General features: G+C 71.6%; 23 protein-coding genes. 16 read left to right on the plus strand and 7 right to left on the minus strand.

All coding sequences use genetic code 11. The features are described 5' to 3' along the window. The first annotated feature begins 44 nt into the window (after nucleotides 1–44). On the plus strand, nucleotides 45–644 hold the full coding sequence (locus tag IEY12_RS04205; RefSeq protein ID WP_188879407.1) for a hypothetical protein: 600 nt from the start codon (nucleotides 45–47) through the stop codon (nucleotides 642–644). Between the two features lie 36 nt (nucleotides 645–680). Next, nucleotides 681–1,316, plus strand: a complete 636-nt coding sequence (deoC, locus tag IEY12_RS04210; protein WP_188879409.1) for a deoxyribose-phosphate aldolase — start codon at nucleotides 681–683, stop codon at nucleotides 1,314–1,316. Here deoC and IEY12_RS04215 read toward each other — a convergent pair. Then, a complete protein-coding gene (locus IEY12_RS04215; RefSeq protein ID WP_188879412.1) occupies nucleotides 1,313–2,443 on the minus strand; it encodes a PQQ-like beta-propeller repeat protein in 1,131 nt (376 codons plus the stop codon). The genes deoC and IEY12_RS04215 overlap by 4 nt on opposite strands. A 90-nt stretch (nucleotides 2,444–2,533) precedes the next feature. On the opposite strand from IEY12_RS04215, the gene IEY12_RS04220 reads away from it, so the two are divergent. Beyond that, nucleotides 2,534–3,637 (plus strand): AI-2E family transporter, encoded by a 1,104-nt coding sequence (locus tag IEY12_RS04220; protein ID WP_188879414.1) that lies wholly within the window; start codon nucleotides 2,534–2,536, stop codon nucleotides 3,635–3,637. Between the two features lie 51 nt (nucleotides 3,638–3,688). Next, on the plus strand, nucleotides 3,689–4,942 hold the full coding sequence (locus IEY12_RS04225) for a tRNA (N(6)-L-threonylcarbamoyladenosine(37)-C(2))-methylthiotransferase (protein ID WP_188879419.1): 1,254 nt from the start codon (nucleotides 3,689–3,691) through the stop codon (nucleotides 4,940–4,942). Nucleotides 4,943–4,970: 28 nt separating this feature from the next. On the opposite strand, the gene IEY12_RS04230 is transcribed toward IEY12_RS04225, so the two are convergent. Both IEY12_RS04230 and IEY12_RS04235 read right to left on the minus strand, forming a co-directional pair. After that, nucleotides 4,971–5,888 carry a cation diffusion facilitator family transporter gene (locus IEY12_RS04230; protein ID WP_188879421.1) on the minus strand — a complete coding sequence of 306 codons (918 nt, stop codon included), beginning with the start codon at nucleotides 5,886–5,888 and terminating at the stop codon, nucleotides 4,971–4,973. Between the two features lie 49 nt (nucleotides 5,889–5,937). Further along, the gene (locus IEY12_RS04235; protein WP_188879423.1) at nucleotides 5,938–6,486 is read right to left on the minus strand and encodes an HIT family protein; all 549 of its coding nucleotides are present in this window, start codon (nucleotides 6,484–6,486) and stop codon (nucleotides 5,938–5,940) included. A 191-nt stretch (nucleotides 6,487–6,677) separates the two neighbouring features. Here IEY12_RS04235 and IEY12_RS04240 point away from each other — a divergent pair, with 191 nt between their 5' ends. Continuing rightward, nucleotides 6,678–6,878, plus strand: a complete 201-nt coding sequence (locus IEY12_RS04240; protein ID WP_188880353.1) for a DUF7835 family putative zinc beta-ribbon protein — start codon at nucleotides 6,678–6,680, stop codon at nucleotides 6,876–6,878. Between the two features lie 87 nt (nucleotides 6,879–6,965). Here the strand turns inward: IEY12_RS04240 and map are convergent, their stop codons facing one another. Beyond that, complete coding sequence (gene map / locus IEY12_RS04245) at nucleotides 6,966–7,862, minus strand: type II methionyl aminopeptidase (protein ID WP_188879436.1); 897 nt, start codon at nucleotides 7,860–7,862, stop codon at nucleotides 6,966–6,968. Nucleotides 7,863–8,082: 220 nt separating this feature from the next. Between map and icd the strand changes: the two genes are divergently transcribed. From icd to IEY12_RS04265, 4 genes are all read left to right on the plus strand, one after another. Next, nucleotides 8,083–9,348: an isocitrate dehydrogenase (NADP(+)) gene (icd, locus tag IEY12_RS04250; RefSeq protein WP_188879438.1), complete on the plus strand. Its 1,266-nt coding sequence runs from the start codon at nucleotides 8,083–8,085 to the stop codon at nucleotides 9,346–9,348. A gap of 197 nt (nucleotides 9,349–9,545) precedes the next feature. Beyond that, nucleotides 9,546–9,827, plus strand: coding sequence for a stress response translation initiation inhibitor YciH (gene yciH / locus IEY12_RS04255; protein WP_188879440.1), 282 nt, complete (start codon nucleotides 9,546–9,548; stop codon nucleotides 9,825–9,827). Nucleotides 9,828–9,885: 58 nt separating this feature from the next. Further along, nucleotides 9,886–10,398, plus strand: coding sequence for a DUF5817 domain-containing protein (locus IEY12_RS04260; RefSeq protein WP_188879443.1), 513 nt, complete (start codon nucleotides 9,886–9,888; stop codon nucleotides 10,396–10,398). A 36-nt stretch (nucleotides 10,399–10,434) separates the two neighbouring features. After that, nucleotides 10,435–10,779, plus strand: a complete 345-nt coding sequence (locus IEY12_RS04265) for a hypothetical protein (protein ID WP_188879445.1) — start codon at nucleotides 10,435–10,437, stop codon at nucleotides 10,777–10,779. An 18-nt stretch (nucleotides 10,780–10,797) separates the two neighbouring features. On the opposite strand, the gene hmgA is transcribed toward IEY12_RS04265, so the two are convergent. Then, complete coding sequence (gene hmgA / locus IEY12_RS04270; RefSeq protein ID WP_188879448.1) at nucleotides 10,798–12,018, minus strand: hydroxymethylglutaryl-CoA reductase (NADPH); 1,221 nt, start codon at nucleotides 12,016–12,018, stop codon at nucleotides 10,798–10,800. A gap of 77 nt (nucleotides 12,019–12,095) precedes the next feature. On the opposite strand from hmgA, the gene IEY12_RS04275 reads away from it, so the two are divergent. The 6 genes from IEY12_RS04275 (at nucleotide 12,096) to nadC (ending at nucleotide 17,729) form a co-directional block, all read left to right on the plus strand. Beyond that, on the plus strand, nucleotides 12,096–12,455 hold the full coding sequence (locus IEY12_RS04275; protein ID WP_188879450.1) for a hypothetical protein: 360 nt from the start codon (nucleotides 12,096–12,098) through the stop codon (nucleotides 12,453–12,455). A gap of 54 nt (nucleotides 12,456–12,509) precedes the next feature. After that, on the plus strand, nucleotides 12,510–14,021 hold the full coding sequence (locus IEY12_RS04280; protein ID WP_188879452.1) for an amidohydrolase: 1,512 nt from the start codon (nucleotides 12,510–12,512) through the stop codon (nucleotides 14,019–14,021). A gap of 30 nt (nucleotides 14,022–14,051) precedes the next feature. Next, on the plus strand, nucleotides 14,052–14,234 hold the full coding sequence (locus tag IEY12_RS04285) for a hypothetical protein (protein WP_123075266.1): 183 nt from the start codon (nucleotides 14,052–14,054) through the stop codon (nucleotides 14,232–14,234). A 131-nt stretch (nucleotides 14,235–14,365) separates the two neighbouring features. Next, complete coding sequence (nadA, locus tag IEY12_RS04290) at nucleotides 14,366–15,475, plus strand: quinolinate synthase NadA (RefSeq protein WP_188880354.1); 1,110 nt, start codon at nucleotides 14,366–14,368, stop codon at nucleotides 15,473–15,475. Then, the gene (locus tag IEY12_RS04295; RefSeq protein WP_188879453.1) at nucleotides 15,472–16,926 is read left to right on the plus strand and encodes an L-aspartate oxidase; all 1,455 of its coding nucleotides are present in this window, start codon (nucleotides 15,472–15,474) and stop codon (nucleotides 16,924–16,926) included. Before nadA ends, IEY12_RS04295 begins: the two co-directional genes overlap by 4 nt. Further along, nucleotides 16,917–17,729, plus strand: a complete 813-nt coding sequence (gene nadC / locus IEY12_RS04300) for a carboxylating nicotinate-nucleotide diphosphorylase (protein WP_188879454.1) — start codon at nucleotides 16,917–16,919, stop codon at nucleotides 17,727–17,729. Before IEY12_RS04295 ends, nadC begins: the two co-directional genes overlap by 10 nt. On the opposite strand, the gene gpmI is transcribed toward nadC, so the two are convergent. After that, nucleotides 17,718–19,235, minus strand: coding sequence for a 2,3-bisphosphoglycerate-independent phosphoglycerate mutase (gpmI, locus tag IEY12_RS04305; protein WP_188879455.1), 1,518 nt, complete (start codon nucleotides 19,233–19,235; stop codon nucleotides 17,718–17,720). The genes nadC and gpmI overlap by 12 nt on opposite strands. Before the next feature lie 124 nt (nucleotides 19,236–19,359). On the opposite strand from gpmI, the gene IEY12_RS04310 reads away from it, so the two are divergent. Next, nucleotides 19,360–20,610, plus strand: coding sequence for a DNA double-strand break repair nuclease NurA (locus tag IEY12_RS04310; protein WP_188879456.1), 1,251 nt, complete (start codon nucleotides 19,360–19,362; stop codon nucleotides 20,608–20,610). A gap of 3 nt (nucleotides 20,611–20,613) precedes the next feature. Here the strand turns inward: IEY12_RS04310 and IEY12_RS04315 are convergent, their stop codons facing one another. Beyond that, the gene (locus IEY12_RS04315) at nucleotides 20,614–20,943 is read right to left on the minus strand and encodes a DUF7113 family protein (RefSeq protein WP_188879457.1); all 330 of its coding nucleotides are present in this window, start codon (nucleotides 20,941–20,943) and stop codon (nucleotides 20,614–20,616) included. Nucleotides 20,944–20,955 lie beyond the last annotated feature (12 nt).

The raw sequence follows: 20,955 nt of genomic DNA on the forward strand, positions 1-20,955 counted from the left end.
CGCGCGGGCACCACGTTCTTCTCCTCGGCCGCCGACGCGGGAGTGTGAACGAGCACCAGCGCCGCCTCGCGCTCGGGGTCGCCGTCGCGCTCGCGTGCGCCGTCGTCCTCGCCGGGGTCGCCTTCGGCTACGCGTCGTTCCACGCGGGGAGCGCACAGCAGTCCGCGTCGGCCGCCGTGGGGACGTCGTCGGTCGGGAACGCGACGAGCGGGCTGAACGGGACGGTGTACCTCCACGCGGACGGACCGTACGCCGACCGGGTGGCGGCGGGCGTCGCGGCCGGCCTCCGAGGACACGGCGTCACCGTCGAGCGCGTCGCGACGCTCGAAGCCGACCACGACCGCCCCGTCCTCGCCGTCGAAACGACCGAGGCCGACCTCCGGTACGACCCGGTGACGCCGTCCGGGCGCGTGACAGTCGCGTTCGGCTACGCGAAGACGGGGAACGGCACGGTCGCGGCCGCGATACGCCGCGAGAGCGCGGCGAACCTGAGCGCGCGCGAGCCCTATCTGGCGTCCGGGACGGTGACGGTCGAGCACGAGGCGACGGGCGTCTACTCGTGGCCGGCCTACCGCGACGCGGTGACGCGCGCGGCGGGCGAGACGCTCGCCGACCGCCTCTGGTCGGCGACCCGGCCGTCCTGACGCTGGCTTTTTGCCGGCCGGACGCGCCTTCCCGGTATGAACCGAGAGGAGTTCGCCGCCCGCATCGACCACACCGTCCTCGGCCCCGAGACCACCGTCGCCGACGTCGAGGGCGTCCTCGACGACTGTCAGGAGTACGGGATGAACGCCTGCGTGCCGCCGTGCTACCTCTCGGAGGCGAGCGCGTACGCGCCCGAGGTGACGCTCGCCACCGTCGTCGGCTTCCCGCACGGCCAGCACGCCACCGAGGCGAAGCGCGAGGAGGCGCGAATCGCGGCCGCGGACGGCGCGGACGAACTCGACATGGTGGTGAACGTCGGCCGCCTGCAGGCCGGCGAGCACGAGGCGGTGCGGGCGGACGTCGAGGCCGTCGTCGCGGCGAGCACGCGCCCGGTGAAGGTCATCGTGGAGACGGCGCTCCTCACGGACGACGAGAAGCGCGCCGCCGGCAAGCTCGCGCGCGAGGCGGGCGCGGACTACCTGAAGACCTCGACGGGGTTCGCCGACGGGGGCGCGACGGTCGCGGACGTCGAGCTCCTCGCGGCCTACCTCCCGGTGAAGGCCTCCGGCGGGATCGGCGACTACGAGACGGCGAGGGCGATGCTGGACGCGGGAGCCGAGCGCATCGGCGCGAGCTCGGGCGTCGCACTCGTCGAGGGCTTCGAGGGCTAGCGGACGAGGAACGTCACCATGCGCCCGTCGTCGGTGGTGCCCGCCGCGACGAGCGCGTCGCCGACGGCGGCGACGGTCGGTCCGACCGAGGAGCCGAGCGCGAGCGTCCAGCGCTCCCCCCCGGACGCGGCGTCGAGCGCCGCGAGCGCGCCGTCGTCGCGGCCGACGTAGACGGTGTCGTCGACGACGGCGGGCGCACAGGACGCCGTCGCGTCGTACGTCCAGTTCGTCTCCCCGGTCGCCGCGTCGAACGCGACGAGGTCGCCGGCGGCGTGATAGAGCCGGGTGCCATCGAAGGCGAGCGGCGCGTCCACGAAGGCGCGCTCGCGCGTCCAGACGCGTTCGCCGTCCGTCCGCGAGAGCGCGGCTATCGTCCCGTCCCAGCCGCCGACGTAGACCCGCTCGTCGCCGACGACGGGCGCGACGAGGTCGACCGCACCGAGGTTCGTCCGCCACCGGGGCGTCCCTCGCGCGCCGTACGCGTACACCTCGCCGGTGGCCGTCGCGGCGACGACGGTGTTCATGTTGTGCGCGAGGTGGGCCTCGACGCCGCCCCACGGGTCGGCCGTCCACGTCTCGCCCGAGTCGACGGTGACGCCGGCGAGTCGGCCGCCCGCGAGCGCGACGGCGAACGAATCGCGGCCGTTGCTCCACGCGGGCGGCGTCACCGCGCGCGCCGGTAGGTCGTGCGTCTCGACGACGTCGCCGCTCTCGGCGTCGAAGCCCCGGACCACGGGCGCCTCGGGATGGGGCGCGTAGACGACCTCACCGAGCACGCTCGGCGGGTGCGTGCCGTCGGCCGACGCCGTCCACAGCGCGTCGCCGGACGCGGCGTCGAACGCGCGGAGCGTCGAGCGCCGAGCGAGGAAGAGCCGCCCCTCAGCGCCCGTCACGCCGCCGCGTGCCGGCGGGAGCGTCGCCGTGACCTCGGGGTCGGTGAGCGTCGGGCCGTCGCGGACGGCGCGCGTGTTCGCGTCGTCGTGGTTCGGCGAACGCCAGCCGTCGTCGAAGACGACGCCTTCGGGATAGTCGCTTCGCGTCGAGCCGTCCGATGGCGTCTGACAGCCGGCGAGCGCCGCGGCGGCGAACGCACCGGCGGTCGCGAGGACGTCGCGTCTGGAGGGCATACGTTCGCGTCACTCGCTCCGGGCCAAATGTCTTCGGGTGCGTGGAGCCGCCGCGTTTTTCTCGGCGCACACCGAGGGTACGCACACGCGATGAGCCTCGCCGACTGGGTGCCCGAGCGGCGAGAGCGCGTCCTCCTCTGGGCGGTCGTCCTCACGCTCGCCGGCTTCGTCGCCCACGTGTTCGCCACGGTCGCGGGGACGATCACCTTCGGGCTCTTCATCTACTACGGCGTCCGCCCCATCCACCGGCGCCTCGAGCGCGCCGTCAGCCCCGGGGTCGCCGCGCTCCTCACCCTCCTGCTCGTCGCGCTCCCCTTCTTCGCCGTCACCGGCTACCTCGGCCTGATGGGGTTTCAGGAGCTCCGCCCGCGAATCCGCGTCTACAGCGAAGTGCTCCGACCGTACGTGAACGTGGACGCGCTCCTCCAGCAGCCCGTCACGGAGCTCGTCGCCGCCCTCCGCGACCCAGAGCGGTACTCGCTCGGCCTCTTCCTCGAGCGCGCGCGTCACTACCTCGGGCTGCTGTCGAGCGCGGCGATGCACCTCGTGTTCGCGACGCTCATCGCCTTCTACCTCCTGCGCGACGGCGCGCGCGTCCGGGAGTGGTTCGCGGGCGTCGCGGGCGCGGACTCCGCGACGTTCGCGTACGTCACGGCGGTCGACCGCGACCTCGAACCGCTCTACTTCGGGTCGGTGCTGATCGTCTTCGTCATCGCGCTCGGCGCGGTCGTCGTCTATCACGCCTACAACCTCCTCGCGCCGCCCGCGCTCGCCATCCCCTTCCCGACCGCGCTCGCGCTCGCGACCGGGCTCGCGTCCGTCGTCCCGCTCGTCGTCGGGAAGCTCGTCTACGGCCCGCTCGTCGGCTACCTGACGTACAGCGCGCTCCAGGCGCCGGACGCCTCGCTCGCGTACCCGCTCGCCCTGCTCGCCGTCTGCTTCGTCTTCCTCGACTTCGTCCCGATGACGTTCGTCCTCCCGGAAATCGCGGGCCGGGACACGCACGTCGGCCTCGTGATGTTCGGCTTCATCGTCGGCTCGATGGTGTTCGGGTGGTACGGTCTCTTCGCCGGCCCGCTGCTCGTCGTCCTCTGCGTGCAGGCCGTCCGCCTCCTCGTCGTCCCGCTCGCGCGCGGCGAGCGCGTCACCGGCGACGTCGACACCGCCGAGGACCTCGGCTCGGACCCGCCGTGAACCACCGAAAGCGCGGGGCTTTTGCCGCCGGCCGGAGAACGAGTGGACGAGATGGCCCGGTACCACATCGAGACGTACGGATGCACGTCGAATCGCGGTGAGAGCCGCGAGATCGAGCGACGGCTCCGTGACGCCGGCCACCACCGCGTCGAGGGCGTCGAGGAGGCGGACGTGGCGATCCTGAACACGTGTACCGTGGTCGAGAAGACGGAGCGCAACATGCTCCGCCGGGCACAGGAGCTCACCGACGAGATCGCGGACCTCTACGTCACCGGCTGTATGGCGCTCGCCCAAGGCGAGGAGTTCCGCGAGGCCGACGTCGACGCCGAGGTCCTCCACTGGGACGAGGTGCCCGAGGCGGTCACGAACGGCGAGTGCCCGACGCCGACGCCGGACGCCGAGCCGATCCTCGACGGCGTCGTCGGCATCCTCCCGATCGCGCGCGGCTGCATGTCGAACTGCTCGTACTGCATCACGAAGCAGGCGACGGGCCGCGTCGAATCGCCCCCCGTCGAGGAGAACGTCGAGAAGGCGCGCGCGCTCGTTCACGCCGGTGCGACGGAGATCCGCATCACCGGACAGGACACCGGCGTGTACGGCTGGGACACGGGCGAGCGGAAGCTCCCGGAGCTCCTGGAGCGCATCTGCACCGAGATCGAGGGCGACTTCCGCGTCAGGGTGGGGATGGCGAACCCCGGGGGCATCCACGGCATCCGCGAGGAGCTCGCGGAGGTGTTCGCCGCCCACGACGAGCTCTACAACTTCCTGCACGCGCCCGTCCAGTCCGGGAGCGACGACGTCCTCGAGGAGATGCGCCGCCAGCACCGCGTCGAGCAGTACGTCGAGATCGTCGAGACGTTCGACGACCACCTGGAGGAGTGGACGCTCTCGACGGACTTCATCGTCGGCTTCCCGACGGAGGACGATGAGGACCACGAGATGTCGATGGCGCTCCTGCGGGAGACGCGCCCGGAGAAGGTGAACGTCACGCGCTTCTCGAAGCGCCCCGGCACCGACGCCGCCGACATGAAGGGCCTCGGCGGGACGCTGAAGAAGGAGCGTTCGAAGGAGATGAGCGCGGCGAAGCGCGAGATCGTCGGGGAGGCCTACGAGTCGATGGTCGGCGACGAACGCGACGTCCTCGTCACCGAGTACGGCACCGGTGACTCCGTGAAGTGCTACGACTCCGCGTACAGGCAGGTCATCGTGCAGAACGCGGACGAGTACGGTCTCGAACCCGGGGACTTCGCGACCGTCGAAGTCACCGGCCACCAGACGATGTACGCGTTCGGCGAACCCCTGTAGGAGTCGCGGCGCATCGGCGACCCGCGACTCAGCGGTCGTGACCGAGCAACCCCGCCGCCTCCCGGTCGGCCTTCCACTCGCCGAGTTCCTTCGGGTCGACGTGGACGAAGACGTCGTCGACCTCCGGCATCGAGCGGATGTCCTGGACGACCGCCGACTCGATGTCGTGGGCCTCGAAGAGCGTCAGGTCGCCCTCCACCTCGATGTGGAGGCTGACGTCCACCTCGGGGCCGACGTAGTGCGCGACGACGTCGTGCGCGCCGCGCACGCGGTCGTGGCTGAGCGCGCGCTCGAGGATCTCGCGGCGCAGGTCCTCCGGCGGCGCCGCCCCCACGAGGTAGTTCACGTTGTCCCGGACGATCTCGTAGCCCGTGTAGAGGATGCCGAGCGAGACGACGCCCGCCGCGATCGGGTCGAGCACCGGGACGCCCACCATCGCGCCGAGCACGCCGACGAGCGCCGCGCTCGACGTCAGGATGTCGTTGCGGTTGTCGAGCGCCGTCGCCACCAGCGCCGGCGAGTTGGTGCGCTCGCCCGTGCGTCGGCAGTAGCGGTAGAGGCCGTACTTCGCGAGCGCCGTGAGGACGAGCACCGCGACGCCCGCGGGCCCGGCCGTGCCGCCGTACGAGCCGGTGAGAACCGCCGTCGACGCGTTGTAGAGGACGCCAACGCCCGCCGCGAAGACGCCGAGCGCGACGAACAGCGCGACGAACGGCTCGATGCGCTCGTGGCCGTGGGGATGCTCGAAGTCCGCCGGTCGCGTCGTGAGGTAGAGGCCGCCGAGGATGACGACGCTGTAGACGGCGTCCGCACCGCTGTTGACCGCCTCGGAGCCGACCGCGATGCTCCCGGTGTACCACCAGACGGCGCCCTTCGCGAGGAGGAGGACGAGGTTCGCCGCGAGGACGACGACCCCGGCGCGGCGCATCGCGGTCTTCCGGTCCATCGACCAGCGATAGCGGCCCCCGAAGCAAGTGCGTTGCGGAGTTTTCGAGTCAGTCGAAAGCGAGTTCGACCGCCGCGTCCTCGCCGGGGACCGTCGCGCCGGGTTGGTCGGCGAACGCGTCGTGCAGGCGGTCGTACGTCTCCTCGAGCGCCTCGACGACGACCTTCGTGTCCGAGATCACGGGCATGAAGTTCGTGTCGCCGTCGAAGCGCGGGACGACGTGCGTGTGCAGGTGGTCGTCGATGCTCCCGCCGGCCGGCCCGCCGCCGAGGTTCAGACCGGCGTTGTAGGCGTCCGGGCCCACGGCCTCGTCGAGCGCGTCGAACGCGCGCTGTTTGAGGCGCGCGTGATCGAGGAGGGCGTCGTCGTCGAGCGCCGCGTACTCCCCGCCGTGCGCGAGGGGGACGACCATCAGGTGTCCGGGGTTGTACGGCGCGTTGTTCAGGAGGACGTAGGCGCGCTCGCTGCGCGCGACGACGAGGTTCTCGCGGGCGTCCGCGCGCTCCGGGAGTTCGCAGAGGACGCACTCATCAATGTCCGGGTTCTTCTCCTCACGTCGCACCCACTCGATGCGCCACGGGGCGAACACCTGCTCCATACCCGCCGACTCGCGCGGGCGCGACAGGTAGCTTACGGAACGCGACGGCGACAGGTCGGTATCGTATACCCGTTTGACGAACGAATCGGTAGTCATCTGCCGCGTTATCGAACGGGGAAGGATTCGCGATGGCGAGAAGGGCCGATGTTTTTGTGTCCGGACGCCGTTTGTCGGAGCCGAGGGTGGTTCCGATGGCGAGCAAAACACCTCGTTCCGACGGTATGGCGGAATCGTGCGAAAGCTGTGGGAAAGAGACACCCCACGCGGTCTCCGTCGAGCTGAAGACGGAGTCCGACAAGGACGAGAACGCCGAGTTCTCGCGCGAGCCGTACCGCGTCGCGAAGTGTCGCGTCTGCGGTGAGACGTCGTCAACCCGGATGAACAACGCGTAAACCACGACGCGCGGTCAATCGTCGCCACCTCCCCCCTCGTATTTCTTCGGCGTCGAGCGCACGCCCCGGGTAGCGCCGCGTCCGTCGTTACGGCTCCGTCGTCGCCTCGTAGCCGTCCTCGGTGACGATGATCGTGTGCTCGGCCTGCCCGACGAGTTCGCCCTCCGACTCCTGGAGGACGGGGTACGAGCGGAGGACGCCCTCCATCTCGAGGCGCCGGACCGCCATGTCCGCGCGCGGCGAGTCCAGCCAGCGCTTCGCGAACGGGAGCTCGCGGTACTCCTCGCGCACCGTCTCGAGCACCTGTCGGGCCTGCCGGTTGCGCACCGAGCGGTCGTCGACGAGGGAGTAGATCTCCGTCTTCGAGCCCTCCGTCACCTTCCCGGAGCCCGTCGTGGCGAACGGCTCGACGGCGAGGACGTCGCCCGCTTCGAGGACGGTTCCCTGCTGGGTGCCACGGTTGGGAACGCTCGGGTCCGTGTGCGCGTCCCACTGCTCGAGGCCGTGCCCGGAGAGGTTCACGATCGGTTGGTAGCCGTACGCCTCGATGACATCCGCGACCTCCGCGCCGATCTCGCCGGTGTGTGCGCCCGCCTCCACGACGTCGAGGCCGGCGTCGAGCGCCTCCTCGGCAGCCTCCTTCAGCTCGGGGTTCCCGGAGAGGTCGACGGTGCGCGCGGCGTCCGCGATGTAGCCCTCGACGTGGACGCCGACGTCGAGACAGACCATCTCCTCGCCGAACTCCGTCTCCTCGTCGCCGTGCGGGGAGGCGTGGCTCGCCTCGTTGTCGACGCTGATGTTCACGGGGAACGCCGGCTTCCCGCCGAGCTCTCGGATGCGGTCCTCAGCGAACTCGGCGACCTCGAGGTGGGTCGCGCCGACCTCGACGCGTTCCTCGGCCTCGTCGAGCACCTGCGCGAGGATGTCGCCCGCCTCGTGGTACGTGTCGTACGCCTCGCTTCCGGGTTCCACGGTGTCCGTCATGGCCCGAAGTTGGCGCGCTCGTCTTTTTACCGTTCGGGTCCGCTCGCGCGACGCACGAGCCGAAAGCGGCGTGCGAACACGCGCCAACCGTTCGCCTCGCGAGTCGGCCGGGCTCTCGCGGATCGTACGCACGACGACGACCCGGAATATCGACGATTGACGTATTGATTCGCGGAAACAGCAGTCCTTTTAGGCGCGCACCGGGAGGGTTCGAAACGAGATGAGCTACGAGTACGAGCAAGTCGAAGTCCCCGACCAGGGGGAGAAAGTCACGTACGACGAGGACGCGGACGAACTCGTCGTCCCGGACAACCCCATCATCCCCATCATCTACGGGGACGGCATCGGGAAGGACGTCGCACCCGTCGCACAGCAGGTCCTCGACGCCGCCGCCGACGCGACCGGCCGCGACATCAACTGGATGCGCGTCTTCGCCGGCGAGAGCGCGCGCGAGAAGTACGACGAGAACCTCCCCGACGACACCGTCAACGCCCTGCGCGAGTTCCGCGCCTCCATCAAGGGCCCGCTCACGACGCCGGTCGGCGCCGGCTTCCGGAGCCTGAACGTCGCGCTCCGCAAGAAGCTCGACCTCTACACGAACATGCGCCCCACCTACTACCTCGAGGGCGTTCCGTCCCCGGTCTCCGAGCCCGAGGAGATGGACATGGTCAACTTCCGCGAGAACACCGAGGACGTCTACGCCGGCATCGAGTGGGAGGCCGGCACCGACGAGGTCGAGGAGGTCCGGGAGTTCGTCGAGGACGAGATGGGCTTCGACGCCACCATCCACGACGGCCCCGTCGGCATCGGCATCAAGCCCATCACCGAGTTCGGCACGAAGCGCCTCGTCCGGCAGGCCATCGAGTACGCCATCGAGAACGACCGTGACTCCGTCACGCTCGTTCACAAGGGCAACATCATGAAGTTCACCGAGGGCGCCTTCCGTGACTGGGGCTACGAGATCGCCGCCGAGGAGTTCCCCGAGCAGACCATCGACGAGGACACCCTCTGGGAGGAGTACGACGGCGAGGCCCCCGAGGACACCGTCGTCGTCAAGGACCGCATCGCGGACAACATGCTCCAGCAGCTCCTCACGCGCACGGACAACTACGACGTGCTCGCGATGCCGAACCTCAACGGTGACTATCTCAGCGACGCCGCGGGCGCCCAGATCGGCGGCCTCGGCATCGCGCCCGGCGCCAACCTCGGCGACGGCCGCGTCCTCGCCGAGCCCGTGCACGGCAGCGCGCCCAAGCACGCCGGCAAGGACAAGGCGAACCCGACCGCGATGATCCTCTCCGGGAAGATCCTCCTCGAACAGCTCGGCTGGGACGACGCCGCCGACCTCGTCCACGACGCCGTCGAGGCGCAGATCTCCGAGCACCGCGTCACCTACGACCTCGAACGGCAGGTCGAGGGCGGCGTCAAGCTCGCCGCGTCCGAGTACGCCGACGAGATCGTCGACCGCATCGAGGACCTCGCGTAAGCGAGTCTTCGGTCAGTCGGAACTCCGTTCCGACGCGATCGAGGACCTCGGCCAGACGTCTCGGTCCTCTCCGCGAGAACGCACACCGATTCTCCCCGTTTTTCGCGCGCCGCCAGCGACGGCGTCGGCCGCCCGTCTCGCGCTTCGCCCGGCGTCGGCCACGTGGCTTCTTTGTCCGTGACGCACAACGTCCGGGTATGGTAGACGATCCGTTCGCGGACATCCCCGGAATCGAGGAGGACCTCGCGCGCGCCGAAGAGCACCTGACGGTGCGCGTCGAGCGCCGCACGTACAACAAGCCCGTCACCATCGTCGAGGGGTTCGACGAGGAGGCGACCGACCTGCAGGACGTCGCGACGAAGCTGAAGAAGAAACTCGGCGCCGGCGGCACGGTGAACGACGGCACGGTCGAGATTCAGGGCGACCACGTCGACCGCGTCCCCGACATCCTCGAGGAGATGGGGTTCAACGTCGAATAAGGGCGCCCCGGAGAACGGTGGGGACGAGTTTATGTCCACGAGGGCGCGAACGGGAGGTATGTACGCCGTCGTCGGGTGTAGCGACTGCTCGATGCTCTGGGTGGTCGAGGGACGCCCGGAGCGCACCGAGTGCCCGCGTTGCGGGACGAGCAAGGCGCACGCGAAGCGCAAGCAGTTCGTGACGACCGAAGACCGCGAGCACGCGGCAGAGGTGCGCGCGTCGATGCTCGCGAACCGCTCGGGCTACGGGGAGGCGTTCGCGGACCTCGACTCCTACACGGAGATGGCCGAACGGGCCGACGAGGCCGTCGTGGACGACGAGGAGTACCTCGACGCGGCGGGCGTGGACGCGGCGGAGACGCGCGCGGCGGACGAGCGCGGGGGCGGCTCCGTCTCCCGGACGGAGCGCGTGAAGGAGGCGCTCCGCGAACTCGATTCGCCCACGGCGGACGACGTCGCCGCCTACTGCGAGGAGCACGGCGTCTCCGAGTCGTTCGCCCGCGAGGCCGTGGAGCGCCTCGCGCGACGCGGTGAGGCCTCGGAGTCGCGGGGCGTCTACCGACTGCTCTGAGCCACGTTTTTCTCGGTGGGGCGCGGACGCGCCCACATGGATTCGGTGTCACCGGGTGACGCGCTACAGGTGACGGGCGCGGCGGTGGTCGTCGCGGGTGCGGTGCTCGCCGTAGCGGGCGTGGCGCCGTCGTGGCCGGTCGCGAGCGCGTCGTTCCTCGTGATGTGCGTCTGCTTCGTCGTCGGGAACCTGCTGAACGGCGCGCGGCGGCGCGCGGCCGTCATGGCGGTCGTGGCGGTCGGCTGGGCGGGCATCACTGGCGGCGTCAGGTGGGCGCGCCCGCTCCTCACGTGGGCGGGGTTCGCGCTCGTCCTCGTCGCTGGCGGGTACGCGCTCGCGCTCGGGTTCGGCCGGGACCCGCTCGCGGCCCTCCGGTCGTGAGGGCTCGCGGACGCCGCCTCAGCGCCCGAGGTCCTCGTGCGCGGAGGAGAGGTGTCGGGAGGCGAGCGCGGCGAGCAGGGAGAGTTCGCCGGCGAGCGCGCCGGCGGCGATGACCTCGGCGAGTTCGTCGGCGTTCGAGCCGGCGGGGTCGCCGCCGCCGCGAACACCGAGGACGTCGAGGGCCTCGGCCTGCGTCGGGAGCTTCGTGCCGCCCCCGACGGTGCCCACCTCGAGGGACGCGAGGTTGACGGAGGCGTAGAGTTCGTCGTCCCTCGCTTCGACGGTCGTGATGCAGTTCGAGCCCTCGACGACCTGCGCGGCGTCCTGCCCGGTGGCGAGGAAGACGGCGGCGACGACGTTCGCGGCGTGCGCGTTGAAGCCGAGGCTCCCGGCTTTCGCGGACCCGACGAGGTTCTTGCGCGTGTTCACCTCGGCGATGGCTTCGGGCGTCGTCTTGAAGCGCTCCTCGACGACGTCGCGCGGGATGTGGACGTCCGCCGTGACGGTGCGTCCGCGCCCCTCGACGGCGTTGATGGCGGCGGGCTTCTTGTCCGCGCAGAGGTTCCCGGAGAGCGCGACGAGTTCGGCGGGCGTGTTCGCCTCGACGACGTCGCAGGCCTCGCCGGTGGCGATGGTCGCCATGTTCATCCCCATCGCGTCGGCGGTGTCGTAGGAGAAGCGCAGGTAGACGTTGTCGCCGACGACGTAGTGCGTGACCTCCTGAAGCGTCCCGTGGTCCGTCGTGGACTCGGCGGCCGCCTTGAGGTCCGCGAAGTGCTCGTCCACCCAGCGCGCGACCTCCGCGCCCTCGGTGACGTCCGCGACGCGGAAGACCGGCGCGCGCGTCATCCCGCGCTTCGTGACGCGGGCGTTCGCGCCGCCGGCGGCGGTGATGGCCGAGCAGCCACGGTTGACGGAGGCGAGGAGCGCGCCCTCGGTGGTAGCCATCGGGAGGTAGTACGCCTCGCTCGCGGCGTCGCCGTCGACGGCGACGGGGCCGGCGACGCCGAAGGGGATCTGGGTGCCGCCGACGAGGTTCTCGATGGCCGAGTCCGCGGCGGCCTCGGGGTCGAAGGCGTAGTCGCCGGTGACGTCGAGGGCGGCGCCGGTCTCGCGTTCGAGGAGGCGACGGCGCGCGGCGGCCGCCGTCTCGGCGTCCGCGTGTTCTTCGAGTTCGTAGAGGCGCAGGTCGCCGTCCCGCACTCGCTCCGCGAGGGCGTCGGCGTCGTGGTCGCTCATACCGCCCTCTGGGCGAGCCACGCCCCTAAACGGTTCGTATCGGTGCGTACTTCCCCACGGCGTCGATACTCGGGCGTATGAGCCGCCTCGACACCGCGTTCCGGGCGATACTGGGCTGGTTCCTCGCGGCACCGCTCGCGTTCGCGCTCGTCGCGCTGGTCACGCCGCCCGACCCGTTCACGCAGCTCGTCTACGGCGTGCCGCTCGCGTTCGGGTGCGGCCTCCTCGGCGCGTACGCCGCCGTCCGCGCGGAAGTCGCACCGCGACGGCTCGCGTCCGCGCTCGTCGCGTTCTACCTCGCGTCGTTCGCCGCGCTCGTCGCCATCCAAACGGTCGCGAACGCCACCGTCGGCTGGGTCGAGGGGCCGTTCGACGACGTCGCCTCGCTCGCCGTCGGCCTGCTCGTCGCGTACTGGGTCGGGTTCCGCCGGCGCTGAGCGGCCGAGTCGGGTTCCCGAACGTTCTTGCCGCCGCCGGACCCGCTTGCAGGCATGAGCGCGGACGCGGACGTCGTCTTCGTGAACGGCGAGGTCCACACGCTTGGGGAACCGGACGAGACGTACGAGGCGCTCGCGGTGCGCGACGGCCGCGTGTCGCGTCTCGACTCCGACTACGAGGTCGACTTCTCCGTGGGCGTCGAGACGGACGTCGTCGACCTCGGGGGACGCGTCCTCCTCCCGGGGTTCGTGGACGCGCACGTCCACTTCGCGACGACCGGCCGCTACCGCGTCGAAGCCGACCTCCGGGACGCGGCCGACCGCGCGGAGTGCGTCGACGCGCTCCGCGAGCAGGCCCCCAACTCGGAGGGGTGGGTGCTCGGCTGGGGGTTCGACGAGTCGACGTGGCCGGACGGTGCGCCGACGCGCGCGGACCTCGACGCGGTGAGCGAGACGCGCCCCGTCGCGGCCGTCCGCGTGGACATGCACACCGCCGTCCTGAACGGCATCGCGCTCGAACGCCTCGACGCGGCGATGCCGGCGGGCGACGTCCGCGAGAACGGCCGAATCGTCGAGGGCGCAGTGGACGCCCTCTACGAGGCCATCGACCCGTCGGCGACGGAGATGCGCGAGCTGCTCGCGGCCGCCCAGCGCCACGCGAACGCGCGCGGCGTGACGGCCGTCCACGACATGGTGCGGCGCTCGAACGCCCCGGCGATCTACCGCGAGATGGCGGCCGAGGGCGACCTCTCGGTGCGCGTGCGCCTGAACTACTGGGCCGACCACCTCGACGCGCTCGAGGAGCTCGGCGCGCGCACGAATCACGGGAGCGAGTGGGTGGAGACTGGGGCCGTCAAGACGTTCACGGACGGGAGTCTCGGCGCGGGCACCGCGAAGCTCTCGGAGCCGTACGCCGATTCGGGGGGGACGGGTCAGTGGGTGGTCGAGCCGGACGAACTCCGCGAGATCGTGCGGCGCGCGGACGCCGCCGGCCTGCAGGTCGCGGCGCACGCGATCGGCGACGAGGCCATCGAGGCCGTCCTCGACGCCTACGAGACGGAGACGCCGAATCCGGGGGAGATGCGCCACCGGATCGAGCACGCGGAGCTCGCGACGGACGCGCAGATCGAGCGGCTCGCCGAGCTCGGCGTCGTCGCGTCGATGCAGCCGAACTTCCACCGGTGGACGGGCGCGGACGGCCTCTACGCGGCGCGCCTCGGTGCGGAGCGCCGTCGGGGGACGAACCGCTTCCGGGAGTTCGCGGACGCGGGCGCGCACCTCGCGTTCTCCAGCGACTCGATGCCGCTCGACCCGCTCTACGGCGTCGCGTTCGCGGTCGACCCGCCGACGGGCGAGGCGCTCTCGGTGACGGAGGCGCTGCGCGCGTACACGGCGGGCGGCGCGTACGCTGGCTTCAGCGAGGACCGCCGGGGCGCGCTCGCGGTCGGGTCGGACGCCGACCTCGTCGCCCTCGACGGGTCGCCGTGGGAGGCCGACGAACTCACCGACATAGACGTCGCGATGACGGTGGTGGACGGCGACGTCGTCTACGACGCGCGCCCGTAGTTCTTTCCCGCTGGCGGCTGTAGCCGGCGTGTGAGCGCCGCCCCCGCACTCCTGATCGTGCTCGCGTTCGCGCTCGCCGTCGCGGGCGCCCTCCTCCTCTACGTCCTCGTCGAGGCCGAGAGCGACGAAGGCCCGAGGAGGGACCGCGAGGTCGCGGCGTCGGAGACGCGCGAGCGCGTCGAGCGCCGCCGGAACGACCGAAAGGAGGACTGAGCGACACACCCTCGTTCTTCGGGATGCCGCCGACGTAGAGAGACGTCTCCTGCAATACAGTCTTGAAGACGAATCTTTTTCACAGAGGTTTCTCTATGGCGCTAGCAAGACAGCATCCGATCATGGTCCAGATGGAGACGACAGAAGTCGACAGCGAACTGAGCTTGTTCAAATACGGGAACCTCGAAGCGCTCCCGTCCGACTACCGCGACCTCTCGGAGACGGAACGCGGACAGCGGATCGCGGCGGCGCGCGAGGCGCTGGGCGACGACGTCCTCGTGCTCGGACACAACTACCAGCGCCGCGAGATCGTCGAGCACGCCGACCACGTCGGTGACTCCTATCAGTTGAGCGAGTACGCCGCCGAGTCCGACGCCGAGCACGTCGTCTTCTGCGGGGTGACGTTCATGGCGGAGAGCGCGGACCTCCTCACGGGCGCCGAGCAGACCGTCCACCTCCCCTCGATGGAGGCCTCGTGTCCGATGGCGGGGATGGCCGAAGCCCTCCAGGTCGACGCCGCGTGGGAGCGCATCGAGCGCGCGACCGAGGGCGACGTCGTCCCGGTCACCTACATGAACTCCTACGCCGACCTGAAGGCGTTCTGCGCCGAGCACGGCGGCCTCGTCTGCACGTCCTCGAACGCGGACGCCGCCTTCGAGTGGGCGCTCTCCCGGGGCGACACCGTGGTGTTCCTCCCGGACAAGCACCTCGGGCGGAACACCGCGAACGCGATGGGCCTCGACTCCGTCGTCGAGTTCGACCCGTGGGCCGACGAATCGAGCGGCGCCCTCGACGACGCCGACGTCGTCCTCTGGGACGGCTACTGCCAGGTCCACGAGCGCTTCACCGCCGACCACGTCGCGGCCGCCCGCGACGCCCACCCGGAGGCGACGGTGGTCGTCCATCCCGAGTGTCGCCCCGAGGTCGTCGCGGCCGCCGACGAGACGGGGAGCACGGCGACCATCACCGAAGCCGTCGCCGACGCCGGCCCCGAGGAGACGGTGGTAGTCGGCACCGAGATCCACCTCGTCGAGCACCTCGACCGCTGGCACGAGACGGACGTCGTCGCGCTCTGCGGTGACGCCTGCATGGACTGCAACGCGATGCGACAGGTCGACCCGAACTACCTCACGTGGATCCTCGAGGGCCTCGCGGACGGCGTCGAGCGAAACGTCGTCAGCGTCGACCCCGACGTCGCGCGCAGCGCCGAAGTCGCCCTCGACCGCATGCTCGAACTATGACGCAGGTGCTCGTCCTTGGGAGCGGAATCGCGGGGTGTAGCACCGCGCTCGCCGCCGCCGAGAGCGGCGCGGAGGTCGTGCTCGCGACGAAAGCGACGCGACCGGCGGAGACGACGACGCACTGGGCGCAGGGCGGAATCGCCGTCTCGCGGGGCGACCCGGACGCGTTCGCCGCCGACGTCCTCGAAGCGGGCGACGGCCGCTGTGACCCGCACGCCGTCGAGACGCTCGTCGAGAACGCGGACGACGCCGTCGAATCGGTGCTCGTCGAGCGCCTCGGCGTCCCCTTCGCGGACGACTACGGGCGCGAGGCCGCCCACTCCGCGGACCGCATCCGACACGTCGGCGCGGAGACGGGCAGACACGTCCTCGCGCCGTTCCTCGCGCACCTCGACGACCACCCGCGCGTGACGGTCCACGAGGACACGGCGGCGCTCGAGTTGCTCACCGAGGAGGGCCGCGTTCGCGGCGCGCTCCTCGACCGGCCGGACGGGTCGAAGGCGGCCGAGCTCGCGGACGCCACCGTGCTCGCGACGGGCGGCGTCGGCGCGTGCTTCCCGCGCTCGACGAACCCGGACACCGCGACGGGCGACGGCCTCGCGATGGCCGCGCGCGCCGGCGCCGACCTCGAGGACCTCGCGTACGTCCAGTTCCACCCGACCGCGACGGTCGGCGACGACCCCGTGCTCGTCAGCGAAGCGGTGCGCGGCGCGGGCGCGGTGTTGCGGAACGCCGACGGCGAGCGCTTCATGCCCGCCGTCCACGAGGACGCCGAACTCGCGCCGCGGGACGTGGTCGCGCGCGCCGTCGCGGACGAGCGCGAGCGCACCGGCGGCGTCGTCCTCGACACGACGCCCGTCGACTTCGCGGGCGCGTTCCCGGCGCTCCGCGAGCGCATCAGCGACGCCGGCCACGACCCCGCCTCGATCCCGGTCGCGCCCGCCGAGCACTTCCTCTGCGGCGGCGTCGCCGTCGACGACCGGGGCCGCACGAGCCTCGACCGCCTCTACGCCGTCGGCGAGGTGTCGCGAACCGGCGTCCACGGCGCGAACCGTCTCGCCTCCACGAGCCTCCTCGAAGGCCTCGTCTGGGGCCGACGCGCGGGACGCGACGCCGCGGCCCGCGAGCGCGTCACCGGCGACCCCGAAATACCGAGCCGCCCCGAGCGCGACCCCGCGCTCCCCGATGGCTTCGTCGACGGGAAGCTCGAGCGCCTGCACCGCGTGCTCGGCGCGCACGTCGGCCTCCGGCGCGACCCGGACGGCCTCGAGCGGGCGTGCGCGGCGCTCCGCCGCCTGAAGGGCGAGACGGACGCCTACGCGCGGACGCGGCCCTCCCGCGAGGTCGCCGAACTCCGGAACGCCGCGACGGCCGGCCTCCTGCTCGCGCGCGCCGCCCGCGAGGCCGAGCCGGCGGGCTGTCACGCGCTGGAGGGGGTCCCGTGCCGGTGACGCGCGCGGACGCCGAGCGCTGGCTCCGCGAGGACCTCGGCCACGACGACGTGACGAACGACCTCCCCGGGGAGTCGGCCGCGCGCCTCGTCGCGAAGGAGCGCGGCGTCGTCGCGGGCGTGGACGCCGCCGAAGTCGTGTTCGACGTGCTCGGCGTCGGCGTCGAGGCGCACGTCGAGGCGGGCGAGTCCGTCGACGCGGGTGCAGTACTACTCGCCGTCGAGGGAGCGACCCGTGACGTCCTCCGCGGCGAGCGCGTCGCGACGAACCTCGTCGGACACGCGTCGGGCATCGCGACGCGGACGCGCGACGCCGTCGAGCGCGCACGCGAGGCGGGCGGCGACACCGCCATCGCGGCGACGCGCAAGACGACGCCCGGACTCAGGGGCGTCGAGAAGCGCGCGGTGCGTGCGGGCGGCGGGGACACCCACCGCCTCGACGCGAGCCACATGGCGATGGTGAAGGACAACCACGTGGCCGCGTTCGGCCTCGAAGACGCCGTCGAGCGCGTCCGCGAGCGCGCGTCGTTCGCGACGCGAATCGACGTCGAGGTAGAAACCGTATCGGAAGCCGAACGCGCCGCCGACGCGGGCGCCGACGTCGTCCTCGTGGACAACGCGACGCCCGAGGCGGTGCGCGCGACGCGCGAGCGTCTCGAGTCGTCCGTGCTCGTGGAGGCGAGCGGCGGCATCGGCGTCGCGGACGTGCCGGCGTACGCGGCGGCGGGCGCGGACGTGGTTTCGATGGGCGCGCTCACGCACTCCGCGCCGCCGCTCGACTGCTCGTTTCGCCTACTCGAGTAGGTCCGCGCCCGTCATCTCGGCCGGCGTTTCGACGCCGCAGTGCGCGAGGAGCGTCGGCGCGACGTCGCGCAGCGTCCCGCCGCCCCGAACCGTCCGGCCGCCGTCGCCGCCGTCCGGGGAGAGATAGACGAACGGCACGGGGTTGAACGTGTGCGCGGTGTGGGGGTCCTCGCGGGTGCCCATGTCGTCTGCGTTCCCGTGGTCGGCGGTGAGGTGGACGTGCGCGCCCGCCTCCCGGAGCGCGGGGACGAGGCGGCCGACCTGCTCGTCGACGGCCTCGACGGCCTCGACGGCGGCGTCGAAGTCACCGGTGTGCCCGACCATGTCCGCGTTCGCGTAGTTGAGGACGAGGAGGTCCGGGTCCTCGGCCTCGACCGTCTCGATGGCGGTGTCCGTCACCTCGGGCGCGCTCATCTCGGGTTGCTCGTCGTACGTCGGGACGTCCGGGCTCTCGACGATTTTGCGAACTTCGCCGTCGAACTCCACTTCGCGCCCGCCGTTCAGGAAGTAGGTGACGTGGGCGTACTTCTCGGACTCCGCGATGCGGAGTTGGGTCTGGCCGGCCGCCGAGACGACCTCGCCGAGCGTGTGCTGTGGCTCGTGGGGCTCGAACGCCACCGGGAGGTCGAACGTCTGGTCGTACTCCGTCATCGTCGAGACGCGGACCGCGGGCGGTTCGGTCTCGAACGCCCAGTCGTCGGGCCGAACGTCCGCGAGGAGGCGGGTGAGTTGGCGCGCGCGGTCCGAGCGGAAGTTGAAGAACACCACCGAATCGCCGTCGCTGAGGCGGTCGCCGCCCCGGACGACGGTCGGGTCGACGAACTCGTCGGTGTCGCCGCGCTCGTAGGAGTCGGTGACGGCCTCGACGGCGGAGTCCGCGCGGTGCTGGCCGTCGCGCTCCACGATGGCGTCGTAGACCTGCTTCGTGCGCTCCCAGTTCTGGTCGCGGTCCATCGCGTAGTACCGCCCGGAGACGGTGGCGACGTCGCCCGTCCCGTAGCTCTCGACGACCTCCTCCAAGGTGCGGAGGTAGCCCTCGCCGCCCTTCGGCGAGGTGTCACGGCCGTCCGTGAAGGCGTGCGTCGTCGCCTCGACGCCGTAGTCGGCGGCGGCCTCGATGAGCGCGTGCAGGTGCTCGTGGTCGGCGTGGACGCCGCCGTCCGAGACGAGACCCATGAAGTGGACGCGCCCGCCGTTCTCGTCCGCGTAGTCGAAGGCCCCGCGAATGGCGTCGTTCTCGCGGAGCTCGCCCGCCGCGATGGCGTCGTTGATGCGGGTGTACTCCTGCATGACGACGCGGCCGGAGCCGATGGTGAGGTGGCCGACCTCGGAGTTCCCCATCTGGCCCTCCGGGAGGCCGACGTCGCGGCCGTGCGTCGTCAGCGTCCCCGACGCGCCGGCCCGGGTGTAGCGGTCGACGTTCGGCGTCTCCGCCGCCTTCACCGCGTCCAGTCGGTCGTGGTCGCCGAGTCCCCAGCCGTCCAGAATGACGAGTGCCGCTCGCATACTGCACCCCTCGCGGGCGCGTCCTAACTACTCTTCGGCATCGTCGTTCACGGACGACCCGGCAGGACGCGCGGGCGACGCGCGACACCGCCGATTTGAAGCGCGTCCGCCGGCATCCACGAGTATGACTCTCGACCCCGTCCACTTCGCTGGCATCCCCGACCTCGTGCGCGACGTGGGTGGCGACGTCGACGAGGCCGAGCACCGCGCGGACGCCGAGGCCGTGTGGGAGACCTACTTCGACCCGCTCTACGACGACGGCGCGGTCCTCCGCCCCATCGACGAGCAGGCGCGCTACCTCGCCGACCTCACCGAGGCGGGCGCGAGCGACCCCGCCTTCGACGCCGTCCACGGCCTCGATTCGGGCACCATCAACCCGCGCGCGTTCAAGAACGGCATCGTCCTCGACGTCGCGCAGGCCGCGATGGGCGTCGCGCCCGGCGACACCGACACCCACCGCCACCGCACCGTCATCGCGACGATGCTCCGACGGGACCGCACCGCGAAACCGCGCGCGTTCGACCCCGAGGCGTGGACGCGACAGGACGAGGGCTACTGGCGCGGGCAGGCGATCGACGCGCCCCACGTCGAGCGCAACGAGCGCGCCGTCGTCCACGCGCTCTCGCTCTACCTCGCGGAGAGCGAGCACGCCCACGCGCACTTCGACGCGGTGGGGGAGTTCCTCCTCCTCGACGGCCCGCTCTACCCGAAGCTCGTGACGAACTGGCTCGACCAGAACGAGGAACTCGCCGCCCTCCCCGCCGAGGACGGCCTGACGCGCCGCGTCATCGAGAACTACCTCGGCCTCGTCGAGCGCGCCGTCGAGACCGACACCGTCGTCGGGGGGTTCGTGAAGAACGTCTCCGCGCGCGGCATCGTCCGCGCGCTCGACGCGAAGACGCACGCGCCGTGGCTCGACGACGCGGAGCTCTTCGGCCAGCTCTTAGAGCGCCGCGGCGACCGGGGCGAGCGCCTGACCTCGGACCTCGCGTACACGAACTGGTTCCTCTCCAGAGTGGGGTACGACCGGGAGTTCTCGACGCTCGGCGGCCGCCTCGACCTCGACCTCGCGCTCGACGCCGAGGCCTACGAGGTAGCGTTCTGCGTGCTCTACGACCCGCGAACGGACACCGTCTACAAAGCCGAGCTCCCGCGCGTCTTCGCGGAAGACGACGACGTCCGGGAGCGCGTCACCGACCAGCTCGTGCGCGACGTCGCCGCCGCGGGCGGCCCGCCGGACGCCGTCGGGCGCGCGGACGAGCTCGCACGCATCAGCGTCAGCGAGAAACGCCAGCTCGTCGACGCGATGGCCGACGCGATGGAGACCGAACCCCGGGAGGGCTACGACGTCGACCGGTGGGGGCTCGGCGGCTAGCGATTAGTACTCGCGCTCGACGTCGATCTCGACGTCCTCGGGGTCGACGCCGATGCGCGCGAACTGCGTGCGGACGTGCTCGCGCGCCGCCGCGACGGCCTGATCGCGCGTGTCGAAGCCGCGCGGCATCGGCGACTCGAAGGCCACGTGGACGTCCGTCCCGTCGACCTTCTGGACGAGGCCACCGCTCTCGACCTCGTAGAACTCGTCGCAGACCCAGACGTAGGGCGCCTGCTCGTCGGGCGCACCCTTGAACGATGGGGCGTCCTCGCCGCGCTCGTACACCGTGCCGGTGAGTGTGGTGCCCGCCGCCGAGCCCCGAACGAGTAGCATGACACCCCGTAC

The organism is Halarchaeum grantii, assembly GCF_014647455.2.
Classification (GTDB): domain Archaea; phylum Halobacteriota; class Halobacteria; order Halobacteriales; family Halobacteriaceae; genus Halarchaeum; species Halarchaeum grantii.